Annotated in this window: 13 protein-coding genes; 4 read left to right on the top strand and 9 right to left on the bottom strand. The window is 71.0% G+C overall.

The window, feature by feature from the left end; translation table 11 throughout:
- The first annotated feature begins 40 nt into the window (after positions 1-40).
- A complete protein-coding gene (locus ACLJQF_RS32580) occupies positions 41-856 on the top strand; it encodes a glycosyltransferase (RefSeq protein WP_410614172.1) in 816 nt (271 codons plus the stop codon).
- A 4-nt stretch (positions 857-860) separates the two neighbouring features.
- Positions 861-2,168, top strand: coding sequence for an NAD(P)/FAD-dependent oxidoreductase (locus ACLJQF_RS32575; protein ID WP_410614171.1), 1,308 nt, complete (start codon positions 861-863; stop codon positions 2,166-2,168).
- Between the two features lie 133 nt (positions 2,169-2,301).
- On the opposite strand, the gene wecB is transcribed toward ACLJQF_RS32575, so the two are convergent.
- Positions 2,302-3,462, bottom strand: coding sequence for a non-hydrolyzing UDP-N-acetylglucosamine 2-epimerase (gene wecB / locus ACLJQF_RS32570; RefSeq protein WP_410614170.1), 1,161 nt, complete (start codon positions 3,460-3,462; stop codon positions 2,302-2,304).
- Between the two features lie 163 nt (positions 3,463-3,625).
- Between wecB and ACLJQF_RS32565 the strand changes: the two genes are divergently transcribed.
- Positions 3,626-4,567 (top strand): lysyl oxidase family protein, encoded by a 942-nt coding sequence (locus ACLJQF_RS32565; protein ID WP_410614169.1) that lies wholly within the window; start codon positions 3,626-3,628, stop codon positions 4,565-4,567.
- 111 nt (positions 4,568-4,678) lie between these two features.
- Here the strand turns inward: ACLJQF_RS32565 and ACLJQF_RS32560 are convergent, their stop codons facing one another.
- From ACLJQF_RS32560 to ACLJQF_RS32545, 4 genes are all read right to left on the bottom strand, one after another.
- Positions 4,679-5,617 (bottom strand): anti-sigma factor RsbA family regulatory protein, encoded by a 939-nt coding sequence (locus ACLJQF_RS32560; protein WP_410614168.1) that lies wholly within the window; start codon positions 5,615-5,617, stop codon positions 4,679-4,681.
- Positions 5,614-5,769, bottom strand: coding sequence for a hypothetical protein (locus ACLJQF_RS32555; protein WP_410614167.1), 156 nt, complete (start codon positions 5,767-5,769; stop codon positions 5,614-5,616). Before ACLJQF_RS32555 ends, ACLJQF_RS32560 begins: the two co-directional genes overlap by 4 nt.
- An 84-nt stretch (positions 5,770-5,853) precedes the next feature.
- Positions 5,854-6,258, bottom strand: a complete 405-nt coding sequence (locus tag ACLJQF_RS32550; protein WP_410614166.1) for a VOC family protein — start codon at positions 6,256-6,258, stop codon at positions 5,854-5,856.
- A 60-nt stretch (positions 6,259-6,318) separates the two neighbouring features.
- Positions 6,319-6,717 (bottom strand): hypothetical protein, encoded by a 399-nt coding sequence (locus ACLJQF_RS32545; protein ID WP_410614165.1) that lies wholly within the window; start codon positions 6,715-6,717, stop codon positions 6,319-6,321.
- A gap of 194 nt (positions 6,718-6,911) precedes the next feature.
- Here ACLJQF_RS32545 and ACLJQF_RS32540 point away from each other — a divergent pair, with 194 nt between their 5' ends.
- Positions 6,912-7,967, top strand: a complete 1,056-nt coding sequence (locus ACLJQF_RS32540) for a glycosyl hydrolase 53 family protein (RefSeq protein ID WP_410614164.1) — start codon at positions 6,912-6,914, stop codon at positions 7,965-7,967.
- Positions 7,968-7,975: 8 nt separating this feature from the next.
- On the opposite strand, the gene ACLJQF_RS32535 is transcribed toward ACLJQF_RS32540, so the two are convergent.
- The 4 genes from ACLJQF_RS32535 to ACLJQF_RS32520 are packed head-to-tail and all read right to left on the bottom strand — an operon-like array spanning position 7,976 to position 14,376.
- Positions 7,976-9,289, bottom strand: coding sequence for a right-handed parallel beta-helix repeat-containing protein (locus ACLJQF_RS32535; RefSeq protein WP_410614163.1), 1,314 nt, complete (start codon positions 9,287-9,289; stop codon positions 7,976-7,978).
- 12 nt (positions 9,290-9,301) lie between these two features.
- The gene (locus ACLJQF_RS32530; protein WP_410614162.1) at positions 9,302-11,485 is read right to left on the bottom strand and encodes a glycoside hydrolase family 2 TIM barrel-domain containing protein; all 2,184 of its coding nucleotides are present in this window, start codon (positions 11,483-11,485) and stop codon (positions 9,302-9,304) included.
- Positions 11,485-13,302, bottom strand: coding sequence for a rhamnogalacturonan lyase (locus ACLJQF_RS32525; protein ID WP_410614161.1), 1,818 nt, complete (start codon positions 13,300-13,302; stop codon positions 11,485-11,487). The genes ACLJQF_RS32530 and ACLJQF_RS32525 overlap by 1 nt, the downstream gene beginning before the upstream one ends.
- A gap of 18 nt (positions 13,303-13,320) precedes the next feature.
- On the bottom strand, positions 13,321-14,376 hold the full coding sequence (locus ACLJQF_RS32520; RefSeq protein WP_410614160.1) for a rhamnogalacturonan acetylesterase: 1,056 nt from the start codon (positions 14,374-14,376) through the stop codon (positions 13,321-13,323).
- Positions 14,377-14,484: the final 108 nt, after the last annotated feature.

Raw genomic sequence — 14,484 nt, 5'->3', positions numbered from 1 at the left:
GGGTGACGGCAAAGACGAGGACAACCAGACGAGGGGAACCGTGGCACGCGAAGAGAGCACCCTGGCGACACTGTCCGAACTGGATCCCACCGGGGGACGGACCGGCGGACGGGCGCACGTCGTGCTGCCCGCGTTCAACGAAGAAGCGTCCCTGCCGCCGCTGCTGCGCCGGCTCGCCGACGTGGCCCGCACCGAGCAGGTCACCGTCTGGGTCGTCGACGACGGATCCGCCGACGCCACGATCGCCGTGGCCGAGGCGGGCTACGGCGGGCTCGACGTCCGCGTCGTGCGGCACCTGGTGAACCTCGGGCTCGGCCGCGCGGTCCAGTCCGGGCTCCGGGCGGCGCTGGAAGACGCGAGCCCCGACGACATCGTCGTCGTGATGGACGCCGACGACACGCACGACCCGGCGCTGATCTGCGCGCTGCAGGCGGAGATCACCGCCGGCGCGGACGTCGCCATCTGCTCCCGGTTCGTCCCGGGCGGCGACGACCGGACCGCCCCGTTCGGGCGGCGGCTGCTGTCCCGCGGTGCGGCCCAGCTGTTCCACCGCGCCCTCGACGTCGACGGCGTCCGGGACTTCACCAGCGGCTACCGCGCCTACCGGGCGTCGCTGCTGGCGCGCGCGTCCGCGCACTGGGGCGAGCGGCTCATCGAGGAGCAGGGGTTCGCCTGCATGGTGGAGCTGCTGCTCAAGCTGCGTCACTGCCACCCGGTGATCACCGAGGTCCCGCTGGCCCTGCGGTACGACCGCAAACAGGGACCCAGCAAGCTGAAGCTGCGGCGGACCGTCGTGCAATACCTGAAACTGCTCGTCCGCGACCGGCTCAGCCCGGCGCCCTACCGGAAGCTGTGACCCGGTGACCCCACCCGACTCCCCGCACGTCGCCGTGATCGGCGGCGGCATCTGCGGCCTCGCCGCCGCCCACCGCCTCGCCCACCGCGGCACCCGCGTGACCCTGCTGGAAAGCAGCGACCAGCTCGGCGGCCTCGGCACCTTCTTCGCCCACGGCGACCAGTGGGTCGAGCGCTTCTACCACTGCATCATGCCGTCGGACGCGAGCCTGCTGGCCCTGCTCGGCGAACTGGGCCTGCGGGACGGCGTGCGGTGGCGCGAAACGACGATGGGCATGGTCGTCGACGGCCGCCACCACCCGTTCAACTCCGCCCTCGACCTGCTCCGCTTCTCCCCGCTGCGGCTGCCCGACCGCGTGCGCTTCGGCGTGGTTTCGCTGCTGCTGCGCCGGTTGGGGCGGGGCCGCGACCTGGACACGCTGCGCACCGAGGACTGGCTGCGCGGGCTCTACGGCGACGTCGTCTGGGAACGGCTCTTCGCGCCGATGTTCGGGTCGAAGTTCGGACCGTCCTTCGGGGACGTTCCGGCGCTGTACCTGTGGCAGCGGCTGGGCCGCGAGCGCAACGTCGCCACCCGCGGCTACCCGGACGGCGGCTACCAGACCGTCATCGACGCGCTGCGGACGTCGATCGAGCGGGCCGGCGGCACCGTGCGCACGGAAACCCCGGTCCGGCGGCTGCACAGCACCGGCGGCCGCTCGGTGCTCACCCTGACCGGCGGCGAGGTCCTCGACGCCGACCACGTCGTCTCGACCGTCCCGCTGCCCCTGCTGCGGAGCATCGCCGACGACGCGCTCGCCGCCCGGCTGCCCACCACCGACCTGCCGTACCAGGGCGTGGTCACCGGCGTGTTCTTCCTCCGCCGGCCGGTCACCGAGCACTACTGGACGCCGGTGCTGCACTCGGGCACCGAGTTCGACGGGGTCGTCGCGATGTCCGCACTCGCCGGCACCACCGGCGGACGGCACCTCGTGTACGTCATGCACTACACCGACCGCGACTCGCCGCTGTACCTCGAAGACGACGCCGCGATCGCGGCCCGCTGGTCGGCACAGCTGCGCGGCCTGTACCCGGAACTCGGCGCGGACGACATCGAAGAGGTGCGGGTGTTCAAGGCGCCGTTCGTGGAACCGGTGTACCCGCTCGGCTACCGGGCCGCACGCCCACCGGTGACCGTGGACGGCACCGGCCTCCTGCTGGCCACCACCGCCCACGTCTACCCGGACGTCACGAGCTGGAATTCGAGCGTCACCCTCGCGAACGACGTCGTCGACGTGCTGGCGGCGCAGCCCGCGGTCGCGCCGGCGCGCTGACCGATCGTGTCGTCCGACTGAGTACGCGTGTCGTCCAGCTGAGTACGCGTGTCGTCCAGTCGGGCGGACGACACGCGTACCTGGATGGACGACACGCGTGCCTGGGCGGACGACACGGTGTCCGCGGGGCGGGTCAACCGGTGGAGTGGTCGAGGAGGGTGGCCAGGGCGGTCACGATCCGGGCGGAGGCGGATCCGTCGCCGTACGGTGACGGGAGGTGCCGGAGGCGGTCCCGGTGGCCGGCCACGTCGTCGAGCCACCGGGCGACCTCCGCGCCGATCGCCGGCCCGGGCAGCACCCGCGTTCCGAACGTCCCGGCGATCTCGGGGCGCTCGGTGCTGCGCCGGACCACCACCACCGGTCGCTTGAGGACACTCGCTTCCTCTTGGATGCCACCGGAATCCGACACGAGCACCGCCGCCTCCGCGGCCAGCGCGAGGAACGCCGGGTAGGCCTGGGGTTCCAGCTCGACGAGCGGGTCGAGCAGGTGCCGCAGGCCGAACGCCTCGATGCTCTTGGCCGTGCGCGGGTGCAGCGGGAACACCACCGGCAGCGGCAGGCGGCCCAGCTCGCGCAGGATCGTCGCCAGCTGCCCGGCGTCGTCGACGTTCTCCGGGCGGTGGATGGTGGCCAGCACGAACCGGTCCCGCTCCAGCCCGCGGGCCGCCAGCACCGCCCGCCGGTCCTCGGTGGTCGGGAGCGCGGCCTGCAGCGCCTCGACGACGGTGTTGCCGGTGACGGCGATCCGGTCGTCCGGCACGTTTTCCGCCAGGAGCTGGGCGCGGTTGAGCTCGGTCGGCGCGCAGCACAGGTCGGCGAGGTGGTCGATCAGCACGCGGTTGTGCTCTTCGGGCATCGCCCGGTCGTGGCTGCGCAGCCCGGCTTCGACGTGCACCAGCGGGAGATCGTGCGCGTTGGCCGCCAGCGCGCCGGCGAGCGCGGACGTCGTGTCGCCCTGGACGACCACCGCCCGGCCGGGCCGGTCCGCCAGCAGCTCGTCGACCGCGCTGACCGTCCGGCCGAGCTGACCGCCGCGGCGGCCGGCACCCACGCCGAGTTCGTGGAACCGGTCGGACGGCGGCAGGTCCGCGCGGATGCGTGAGTAGAGCGACCGGTCGTAGTGCTGTCCCGTGTAGACGACCGCGCACTCGTCGCCGAACACCCGCATCAGCGGGGCGAGTTTGATCAGTTCCGGCCGCGTGCCGCAGACCAGCGTGATTCCCCCGGTTCCGGCGGGTATCGCCGCCGGGGAACTCCCGGTGGCGGCACGGAAATCTGTGGTGGTCGTCGACATGCGGTGCGGTCCTTTCGGGCGATGAGTTCGCCGCACGCTACTCACCGGAACCGGGAAATCGGTGGCGACTCAGTCCATCGGGTGACGACACGGTGTCGCTCGACGGAAATGCGGACGCCCTAGAATGGGCGTGCTCGGAATACCGGACAGGACGGCCCCGCTCTTGCTCAAGAAATTCGCGGCACTGGCGCTCGCGGCGCTCGCGGCCACCGTTTCCGCCTCCGCTCCCCGAGCCGACGCGGCACCGAACCTCCTGCTCCCCGACCTCCGCCAGGCGCCGCCGGGGTGTGCCGGCGGCAGTTCGGGCGAGCTCCCGCTGTGCACGGCCTGGGACGTGTGCCTGGTGATCGACCCGGCGGCGCCCAACGGCCGCTGCGTCGCGCCGTCGGTGGCGAAGGCCGTCCGGCTGCGGTTCACCAGCGCGGAGGAGAACGTCGGCGACGGGCCGCTCCTGCTGTACGGCCGCCGCGAGAGCACGAAGCAGGAGACGATGACCGTCCGGCAGGCGTTGCGCAACGGAACGGACGGGTCGATCCCGGGCAGTTACGCGGCGGCGCAGCGCGGCACCGGGGCGTTCACGTACTACGAACCGGCCCTCGCCCACCAGCACTGGCACCTGATGAACTTCGAGCACTTCGCGCTGGTTTCGCGGCAGGGCAAGACGGTGGTCACCGACCGCAAGAACGGCTTCTGCCTCGGCGACCGGTTCCAGGTGCACGACGCGGGCCGGCTGCCGAACGTGCCGGGCGACGCGGGCCCGGACGCCGACCTCGCCGAAACCCTGCGCGACAACATGTGCCGCCACCACGAGCCCACCGCGCTCGAGGTGCTCGAAGGGATTTCGGTCGGGGCGGGCGACGACTACAAGTTCACGGTCGACTTCCAGTGGCTGGACATCACCCGCGTCCCGACCGGGACGTACGACCTGGTGAACACGGTGAACGCGGACCGGACGCTGCTGGAGACCGACTACGGCAACAATTCTTCGGCGATCGCGTTGTCGATTTCGTGGCCGCAGGGGATGCCGAAGGCGGATGGGACGGTCCCGGCTGCGCCGATCGTCAAGCTGCTGCGGAGTTGCCCGGGCCGGCCCCGCTGCGCCTGAGCCCCGCCACCGACGTCTTGAATGACTCATTCAAGACGTGGGACGCCAGGAATGAGTCATTCAAGGCACCGGCGGCCGGGGATGCGACGCTGGAAGGGTGCGGACCGCGCGCTACCAGGGGCGGCCCGCCGTGAGGCGAGCCGTGAAGCCGGTCTCGTCGCGGTGCAACGTCACTTGGCTGCAGATCTGGTGCACGATCCACAACCCCCGGCCGCCGATGCTCCGGTCCGCGGGCAGCAGGCCGGCGAACGGGTCCCCCGGCCCCGCACCGGCGTCGTGCACCGAAACGACCATCTGCCCGGCCCCGGCCCAGACCCGCACGCGGACCGGCGGCCGGCCGTAGCGCAGGGCGTTGTCCACGATCTCGCTGACCGCCAGCACGAGGTCGTCCACCTCGGCCGCGGGCAGGTCCACCGGCGCCGTCGCCAGCACCGCCCGGCGGGCGTCCGCGGGCCGGGGGTCCGTCAGCTCGGCCAGCGGGGCCGTGCCTTCGATGGGGAGGGGCTTCATCGGCCGCGGGTCCGCCAGGAACGACGGCGGGTCGACGTAGCCGGTGTTCGGGTGGTGGCCGCCGGGAGTCGCGACGAACGGGTGCGTCCTGGCCACGTCGTCGAGGACGTGCCGCGGTGTCGTGCGGGTGTCGTAGGCGCACATGCCGCGCAGCGGGAACTCGTCGTAGGCGTGGTTGACCGCCGACTCGTAGCGGGCCCACCAGTCCCAGGACGAGTCGATCGCGGTCCGCGGGAGCTCGCCGAAGACGCGGATCCCGGCCGCGCCGCCGTCGACGAACCCCGCCATCAGCTTGCGGTAGGACTTGATCGCCGCGGCCGGGCGCTCGTACAGGTCACCAATGGACAGGTACTCGACCCGCGCCGACGGCGGTAGGGCGGCGCGCACCAGCTCGGCGCGTTCCGGCTCCATCGACACCACCGTCGGCTCGCCCGCGGCCAGTCCGCCTTCCAGGAACGGCACCGCGACAGCGAGCAGTTCGTCGTCGCCGCTGTAGTGCACGGCGGCGTGGTCGTACCCCCGGTCCCGGCCGGCGCTCACGCCGCACGCTCCACGCGCACGCCGGCCAGGCCCGGCCGGCGGTGGTCGATGCAGGCGAGGCCGGTACTCGGGCCCTCGTCTGCCCGCAGCCGGCCGGTCAGCGCGGCCTCGTCACCCGGAGTGACGGCGCGTGCGCCACGAAGTCGCCGCATCGCCGGTAACCCTGGCACCCGTGGTCGCGGGCCCGCGCGGACGGTCCGCGGTCACGCTCGGTCGGCATCAGCACGGACCCGAGACTACGCCGCCGGGCCGGCTCCCGGCGTTCCCGCCCGCGCTGCCGGGTCGCGGACCTCGGCCGCCGGTTTCACGCAGACGCAGAACAGGTTGTCCTCCGGGTCGGCCAGGACGACCCAGTCGTCGGCCGGGTCGTCGTCGACGTGGCGCACGAACCGCGCTCCCAGGCCGACGAGCCGGTCCACCTCGCGCCGCTGGTCGTCGGCGTAGAGGTCCAGGTGCATCTGGTCGCGCGCCGACACCGGCGTCGAGGACCGTTGCAGTGACAGGTTGACGTGCGGACCGCGCAACAGGCGGAAGTCGCCGGCCTCGGACGCCGGCTCGAGGCCCAGCGCCGCGGACCAGAAGCGGGTCATCGTGTCCAGGTCCGTGCAGTTGATCACCGTGCTGCCCAGCCTGATGGCCATGGTCGTCTCCCCGTCCTGCCGGCGGCTGCGTGCCGCACCCCGGTTACCCGCCCGGCGGGCTCACCACTCCCGCTGGTGCAGGTAGGCGGCGATCCGCACGCGCAGGGCCCGGATGTCGGCCAGGTGCACGGTGAACGAGCCGCCCGGCTCCGGCCGCGGTGGGTCGCACGGCCCGGCGACGTGGACGAAGCCGTCTTCCGGGTCGTGCCGGGGTTCCGACCAGGTGGGGTCGCCGTCGAGGCTCAACCGGCCCGCCCGGGCCCGCGCGGTCCAGTAGGTCGGCAGCTTCATCACCTCGCCGAGCGCCTTGGCGAAGCCGGGGAGGTCCTCCTCACGCAGGGCCAGCCCGCCCCGGACCCGCGGCGCCTCGAGGCCACGGCTTTCGGGGACGGGGGTGAAGGTGGCCTGGTCGCCGGAGGTCCGAATCGTCCACCGGGGCAATTCGGTCAATGTGGGCACGGTCGCTCCTCGTCCTCGCCTTCCCCCAGGCACCACCCACCCTAGTTGATCTCCGTCCGGCCGTCGAGGTCGCCCGTCGAAGACCTGGCCTGAAAGCGCTTTCCGGAAATCGTCGACGGAGTCTTGCTTCGATCTCGCCATTGCGGTTTCCTTTTTACGAGACCAGTGCGTATCACGCCGAAGGAGCTCATCCCATGAACGAAAAACCGGAAATCGTGCCGGCCGGGCTCGGCCGTCGCACCGTGTTGCGCGGAGCGGCCGCCGGTGCCGGCGCGCTCGTCCTGGGCGCGACCGCCCCGGCCGCGGCGGTGGCCGCCGTCCCCGAGGCCGCGTTCTTCAAGGGCGCCGACATCAGCTGGGCCCCGCAGATGGAAGCCCACGGCTACACCTGGAAGAACGCCGCCGGGCAGGCGCAGGACCTGCTGACCATCCTCAAGGGATACGGCATCACCGCGATCCGCCTGCGCACGTTCGTCAACCCGTCCGGCAGCGCCACCGACGGCCACTGCGGCATCACCGAGGTCGCCGCGCTGGCCAAGCGGGTCAAGGCCGCGGGCATGTCCATCATGCTGGACTACATGTTCGGCGACACCTGGAACTCCGTCGGCGTCCAGAACCCGCCCGCCGCGTGGAAGAACCTGAGCTACAACCAGATGCTGTCCGCCATGAACTCCTACGTCAACCAGACCATGAGCGTCATGAAGAGCAACAACGTCCTCCCGACCTGGGTGCAGATCGGCAACGAGATCAACAGCGGTATCTGCCACCCGGTCGGCAGCGTCTCCAACGGGGCGCAGATGACCGGCCTGCTCAACGCCGCGTACAACCAGGTCAAGCAGGTGTCGCCGGGCTCCACGGTGTGCATCCACCTCGCCCAGCCGCAGAAGTACGACTCGATGCAGACCTTCTTCAGCCGCTACGCCGGCAACGGCGGCAAGTGGGACATGTCCGTGTTCTCCTCCTACGGCAGCGCGAACCTGGCCGCCGGGATCGTCGCGAACATGCAGAAGATTTCCGGCCAGTACGGGAAACCGTTCCTCCAGAGCGAGTTCGGCGGCCCGGTGACCAAGGTTTCGGCCACCAAGGCCTCGCTGGTGGCCTACCTCGGCGCGCTCAAGAGCACCGGCGGCCAGGGCCTGTTCTACTGGGAGCCGGAGGGCTATTCCCCGTTCACCGGCTACGCCAACGTCGCCTGGGACTCCGCCACCCGCAAGCCCACCGCCATCATGGACGGCTTCAGGGAGGCCTGACCGTCCGTTCAGGACTCGAAGGCGCCGACGTCGGGTGCGCTGCCGTGGTAGGGAAGGCCGACGTCGGTGCCCTTGTCGATCAGGCCGCTGCCCGCCGCCAGGCGGAGGTTCGGCAGCACCGGCAGGCTGCCGTCGGCTTGGCGACGCGCGTCCCAACCGGACGTCGACACGCTCCGGAACTGCGCGTCCGACATCGGCACGCCCAGGTTCCAGGAGTTCGCCGCGGCGGAAGTGCCGGACATGTTCGACGTCAACGTCCCCGCGTAGGCGACGTTGTTGCGCAACGTACCCAGCCCGGTCGCCCCGCCGCTCGAGGTGATGCCGAGCATGTTGTAGTCCGGGTGGTTGTTGTAGCTGGTGTTGTTGAAGTAGTCGTTGGCCAGCGTGTGGTGGTTGGCGTAGAAGCCCGCTGCCTTGTTGTTGAACGCCACCGATGTGCGCACGTAGTGCTTGACGCCGTTGCTGACGTACTTGCCGCCGTAGCCGCCCATCTTGAAGCCGTTTCCGTTGCCGGACGGCGTGGTCGTCTGCGGCAGGTAGCCGTTGCGCCACGCCCACGAGTTCTCGATGGTCACCGACGAAAAGGCGTTGATCAGGTCGAACCCGTCGTCGGAGTTCCACCACGCGCGGCAGCCGCGGAAGACGTTGCCCGGGTGGTTGGCGGAGATGTGCGCGCCGAATCCGTCGGCGCTTTCCCCGGCTCCGTTGGACGTGCGCGGGTCGTAGTTGTCGTGGGAATCGGAATTGACGACGAGGTTGCCGCCGCCGTCCTGGATGAACAACCCGGGTCCCATGTTGTGGTGCAGGTCGAGCGCTTCGAACGTGTTGTTGCTCCCGGAGATCCAGATGCCCCACGATTCGTGGTTCAGGTTGTTGTTCTGGGGGACGCCCTTGACCTCCAGCCCCTTGAGGTGGACGTAGCTGCCGGTGACGTCGAAGCCCTTGATCCGGCAGTTGTCGCTGACGCGGGAGAAGTCGAAGACGGGCGTTTCGCCGGGGTAGGCCCAGTAGCGGATCGGGTTGCCCGAGCTGCCGCTCTTGTTCAGCGTGATCGCGTCCACCCGGTCGGTCTGGCTCGCGCAGGCCTTGTTCGCGCGCGAATAGGTGTAGGTGCCACCGCGGAGGTACACCGTGTCACCGGCCTGCGCGACGGCCTGGGCGTGCGCGACCGACGCCCAGGGCGCGGCTTGCGTCCCGGCGGCGCTGTCGTTGCCCGCCGGAGCGACGTAGTAGGTCTTCCCGGCCGCCGGGCTGCCGGCGGCCACCGGAGCGCCCGCGACCACCACGGCCGCGGACAGCACGAGCAAGGCAACGGTTTTCATGCACACTCCCAGTCAGTTGCAGCTGCCGGAACACGGGACGAACGGCGCCGTGGTGCCGGTCAGCGTCGTCGTGCCGGGGGTCAGCCCGGCCGCACTCGCGGTCACCGTGATGGTGCCCGCGCCCGTCGCGCGCACCAGGGCATACGCGACGCCCTGGTAGGCCTTCCGCACCGGGCCGCGGAAGGTCTCCTGCACCGGGCTCCCGCTGTCGACCGCCACCAGCACGCCCGGCCCGCTCACCGTGAACGTGATCGGCGCCGAAGAGCCGGTCACCACTCGGCCGGAAGCATCGGCGACGGTCGCCTTCACGTACGAGACGTCGTCCACATCGGTCGACACGGTGCTGTGGTCCGGCGACAGCAGCACCCGGTTCGCCGTGGTGCCGTTCGCCGGGGGCGACGTCGTGGGCGCACCCCACGTGCGCTGCCACGAGTACCCTATCGGCCGGACCGTGCCGACCCCGTCCAGCAGCCCGAAATCGGACTCGCCGCGCGGCCACAGCCCGTCGGCCTCCCCCAGGTACGCCGCACCCGTCCACAGGAACAGGCCGGTGACCATCGGGTTGTTGCGGACCGTCGTCCACGCCGAGGTGTCGGTGCCCATCTCGGTGAACAGCCCCGCCCGCGCCGGAGCCGTCTTCGCGGCCTGGATGACCTCGTCGGGGCGGTAGTTGCCGCCGAAGACGTCCACGATCGTGCGGGTGGCCCCGGTGACGTCGCCGCTGTCGCCCGGCCGGAACAGCGCCTGGGTCACCGGACGGCCCGGATCGAGGCTGTGCGCGATCGAGACCATCCGGGTCAGCAGCGGTGTCCGGGTCGCGATCGGGTCGCGGATCTCGTTGCCGGTGCTCCACATCGCCACACTCGGGTGGTTGCGGTCGCGCATGACCACGCTGGTCGCGTCCACCTGGTACCACGGCACCGAGCCGCTCGCGCCGGGCACCGCCGGTGTCCCGGTCGGTGCGGGCGCCGTCCGGTTGAAGTACGTCGCGTAGTCGCCGACGTCGGTGTACTTGTGCTGGGTCCAGACGTCGAAGAACTCGTCGAGGACCAGGAACCCCATCCGGTCGGTGAGGTCGAGGAACGCCGGGCTCGGCGGGTCGTGCGCGGTGCGGATGGCGTTCACCCCGAGCGCCTTCAGCTGCGCCAGCCGCCGCTGCACGGCCCGCTGCGGGGCCGCCATCCCGAGCCCGTGCAGGTCCTGGTGCAGCGCGACCCCCTGGAACTTCACGCTCTTGCCGTTGAGACTCATGCCCGTCGACGCGCTGAACGTCAGCGTCCGGATGCCGACCGACGTGACGTCGTCGTCCACCACGGTGCCGCCCACCAGGACGTTCGTGGCCAGCGAGTACAGGTTCGGGTTCGCCAGGTCCCACAGCTTCGGGTTGCTCACCGGGATGTCGTAGGCGAAGGCCGCCGACGCCCCCGCCGCGATGGTCCTGGCCGCCGTCGTCACCGCGGGCAGCACCGCGCCGCCCGGATCGGTGAGCACGCCCTGGACGCTGACGCTCGCCGCCGCACTGCCTTCGTTGACCACCGTGGTCTCCGCGTGCACGGTGTTCGCGTTCGGCGTCGTGACCCGGGTGGCCCACTGGCCGACGTGCACCGGATCGGTCGCGATCAGCCGGACGTCGCGGTAGATCCCGGCGCCGGTGTAGAAGCGCGACGCGGGCTGCGACGTCGTGTCCGTCTTGACCGCCACCACGTTGTCGCCACCCGGCTTTGCTGCCGCTGTGATGTCGTAGCGGAAGCTGGTGTAGCCGTACGGGTGAGTACCGATCAGCGTCCCGTTGACGTACACGCTCGCGTTGGCCATCACGCCGTCGAACTCCAGCAAGACCCGACGGCCCGCGGGCACCCCGGCCAGCGAGAAGTGCTTGCGGTACCAGCCGATGCCCGACGGCAGGTACCCACCCCGGCCGGTGCTCGGCGCGGACTGCGAGAACGGGTTCGCCGGCGGGTTCTTGCCCTCGATGCTCCAGTCGTGCGGCACGCTCAGCTTGCGCCAGCCACCGTCGTCGTAGGACGCACCACCGGCGCCACCGGCGTCTCCGTAGTTGAACAGCCAGCCGGTGTCGAAGTCGGTGACCGTCCGGTACCGGTTGGCCGCGTCGGCCGTGCCGGACACCACGGTCAGCGGCACGATCACGAGCGCCAGCACAGCGGCGGCGAGTTTCCGGAGCGTCGCCACGGCCATCACCGGGCCATCGCGAAACTCGGGTGCGGCGGCTGGTTGTAGGCCGTGTTCTGCCAGGCCACGGCCTCCCGGTACTGCCGGTCCTGCATCAGCGACACGTGCGAGATGCTCGTCGGGTCCGTCGTCGAGTAGATCCGCAGCGCCCGGTTGTCCGACGTCGGCCAGATGACCTCCTCGCGCCAGTCGCCGAACAGGTCGGCCTGCAGCGACGGCGTGTTCTTCGTGCCGTTGTTCGCGTGCACGCCGGAGCCGGTCAGCAGCCGGGTGTCCCCGCCGGTGCCGTACTTGTCGATGTGGGTGGCGTCCAGCAGCTCGCGCTGGGCGTCGCCGTCCCACCAGATGACGAAGTTCGTCGACGACGGCTTGCGCCCGATGTTCTGGCCACCGGTGTTCAGCAGCCCGGACACCGCGGACGACCACGACTCGGCACCGGGGCTGCCGGCGTAGATGTCATCCGAGACGCCGCGGCCGTTGTCGCAGGTGCAGGACGCGTTCTGCCAGATGATCTGACCGGTCCTCGCGTCGGCCATCCAGGCGGCCGGCTTGGCCTTGTCTTCGTCCACTTTGAACTCTTCCAGCCCGGCCCGCGTGGGGATCAGGTCGCCGACGTGCATGGCGTCGCCGTGGCCGTTGCGCGTGTTCCACAGTGGACTGCCGTTGTCGTCGATCGCCATCGCGCCGAAGACGATCTCGTCCCGGCCGTCGCCGTCGGCGTCCGCGATGGCCAGCTGGTGGTCGCCCTGGCCGGCGTACTGCGAGCCGGCCGAGTTCGAGTCGAACTTCCACCGCTCGGTGAGCGCGCCACCGCGGAAATCCCAGGCCGCGATCACGGTCCGGGTGTAGTACCCGCGGCTCATGATCAGGCTCGGACGGGACCCGTCCAGGTAGGCGGTCCCGGCGAGGAACCGGTCCACCCGGTTGCCGTAGCTGTCACCCCACGAGGACACCGTGCCGCGCGGCGGGTCGTAGTTCACCGTGGCCACCGCGGCGCCGGTCTGCCCGCCGAACACGGTCAGGAACTCCGGGCCGGACAGGACGTACCCGCTCGAGTTGCGGTAGTCGGCGCTCGCGCTGCCGATCACCTGGCCGGTGCCCGACCGGGTGCCGTCCGCGGTCTTCATCGCGACTTCGGCCTTGCCGTCGCCGTCGAAGTCGAAGACCTGGAACTGCGTGTAGTGCGCGCCGGCGCGGATGTTGCGCCCGAGGTCGATCCGCCAGAGACGGGTGCCGTCGAGCCGGTAGGCGTCGACGTAGACGTTGCCGGTGTACCCGGACTGCGAGTTGTCCTTGGAATTGGTCGGATCCCACTTCAGCACGAGCTCGTACTGGCCGTCGCCGTCGAGGTCACCGGCACTGGCGTCGTTCGCGGTGTAGGTGTAGCTCTCGCCGGACGGGGTCGTGCCCCCGGGCGGCGGCTGGATCGGGACGTCCCGGGTGCTCGCGGCGGCACCCGCGGCCAGGGTCAGCGACTCCTCCGCGGCGAAAGCCGACATCCGCTCGACCCCGCCGACCACCGCGCGCACGGTGTACCGGGCTCCCGCGGGCGCGCCCGTGTCCACGAAGCTCGTCGGCCCGCTGACGGGCGCCGCGGTCACCCTGGTGCCGTCGCGGTAGACGGCGAACGCCACGCCGGGCGGGTCGTCGGCGAGCAGGCGCCAGCCGACGGTGTTGCCCTGTGCGGTGTGGACGCTGACCACCCCGCGGTTCAGCCTGTCGATCTGCGGCGCGGCGGCCGCGCCGGTGGCCGCAGCGGGCACCAGGCCCGCCGCGACCACCCCCACGGCGGCCACGACGAGCCGCCTGCCGAATGTGCGCATGGTTGCTCCGTTCCCGGTTCAGCGGAGGTAGGCGACGAGCGGGAGGTTCTTTTCGCGAACGCCCTGCACCACGAGGTTCGACATCTGCGTCGCCCCGTACGCCGAGAAGTGCGTGTTGTCGGTGACGCCGTCGGTGGCCTGGGTCAGGTAGAGCTTCTGCGACGCGGACGGGCCGAGGGACTCCACGAGGGCCTTGCTCTTGGCCGTCAGGTCGAGCACCGGCACGTTCGCACTGCTGCCCAGCGCCCGGATCACCGCGGGCAGGTCCACGCCCACGCCGTTGACGTGCAAGGCGGTCGAGGTCAGCTTGGTGCCGCTGAACAGCCGCCGCACCGGTGGCGTCACCAGCACCGGGATGCCGCCGCGCTCCCGGACGCCGTTGACCAGCTTCGTGAGGTTGTCGCGGAACGCCGTCGCCGACGTCTGCTTGTCGTTGTGCCCGAACTGGATGAGTACCAGGTCCTTGCTCTTGATCAGCGGCTTGAGCGTGGGGAACAGTTTGCTGTTCGACAGGAAGCTGCCCGAACTCTCGCCGGAGTCCGCGTAGTTGGCGATCACCGCGCCGCTGCGCACGCTCGTGGGCAGGACCTGGCCCCAGCCGGTGTAGGGCGCCACCGGCTGGTCGCAGACCGTCGAGTCACCCGCCAGGTACGTCACCAGCGGGGATGCGGCCGCCGTCACGGTCAGCGAGCCGATCGCGGGTGCGCTGCCGCCGAAGGTGATGTCCAGGCCCGCGGTGCCCGTGCCCCCTTGCCCGGTGGGCTGTCCCTCGGGGTTGCGCACGTTGACCGTGACGGTCGTGGAGACGACCTGACCCGCGGTGGTCGAGACGGCGTTCAGGACCTGACGGCGCGCTTCCACCGACATCGACGTGACGGCCGCCTTCGTCGTGCTGCCGAGGCCGACGGTGACGTCGTAGTTTCCCGGCGATACGGCGAAGTGGCACTTGATCGGGGCCGTGCCCGAACACTGAGCGGGAAGCGCTTTCTGGACGGCCGCGGCCACCACCGGTGCGGGAACCAGGGTGGCCGCGGCCAGGCCGGCGAGAATCACCACTCGCTGCCTGAGAGACATGAGGACTCCTTTGTGGTCTGCCGCGGCTGGTCGTGAGTGGTAATTCGGGTTAGAACCCGAATTACCACTCACGAGCCGTGGGCGGCCAGGTAGCTCGCGAAGCGCTCG

The sequence above is a fragment of the Amycolatopsis sp. lyj-109 genome (genome assembly GCF_046548995.1).
Lineage (GTDB): Bacteria > Actinomycetota > Actinomycetes > Mycobacteriales > Pseudonocardiaceae > Amycolatopsis.
Note: the sequence above shows the minus strand (reverse complement) of the source record. Positions and strands in the feature narration are given on the sequence as shown.

Coding starts and splice junctions, on each gene's coding strand:
- ACLJQF_RS32535 (WP_410614163.1), bottom strand. CDS start 9,289: ATGAAAACCGTTGCCTTGCTCGTGCTGTCCGCGGCCGTGGTGGTCGCG.
- ACLJQF_RS32520 (WP_410614160.1), bottom strand. CDS start 14,376: ATGTCTCTCAGGCAGCGAGTGGTGATTCTCGCCGGCCTGGCCGCGGCC.
- ACLJQF_RS32540 (WP_410614164.1), top strand. CDS start 6,912: ATGAACGAAAAACCGGAAATCGTGCCGGCCGGGCTCGGCCGTCGCACC.
- ACLJQF_RS32550 (WP_410614166.1), bottom strand. CDS start 6,258: ATGGCCATCAGGCTGGGCAGCACGGTGATCAACTGCACGGACCTGGAC.
- ACLJQF_RS32525 (WP_410614161.1), bottom strand. CDS start 13,302: ATGCGCACATTCGGCAGGCGGCTCGTCGTGGCCGCCGTGGGGGTGGTC.
- ACLJQF_RS32555 (WP_410614167.1), bottom strand. CDS start 5,769: ATGCGGCGACTTCGTGGCGCACGCGCCGTCACTCCGGGTGACGAGGCC.
- ACLJQF_RS32530 (WP_410614162.1), bottom strand. CDS start 11,485: ATGGCCGTGGCGACGCTCCGGAAACTCGCCGCCGCTGTGCTGGCGCTC.
- wecB (WP_410614170.1), bottom strand. CDS start 3,462: ATGTCGACGACCACCACAGATTTCCGTGCCGCCACCGGGAGTTCCCCG.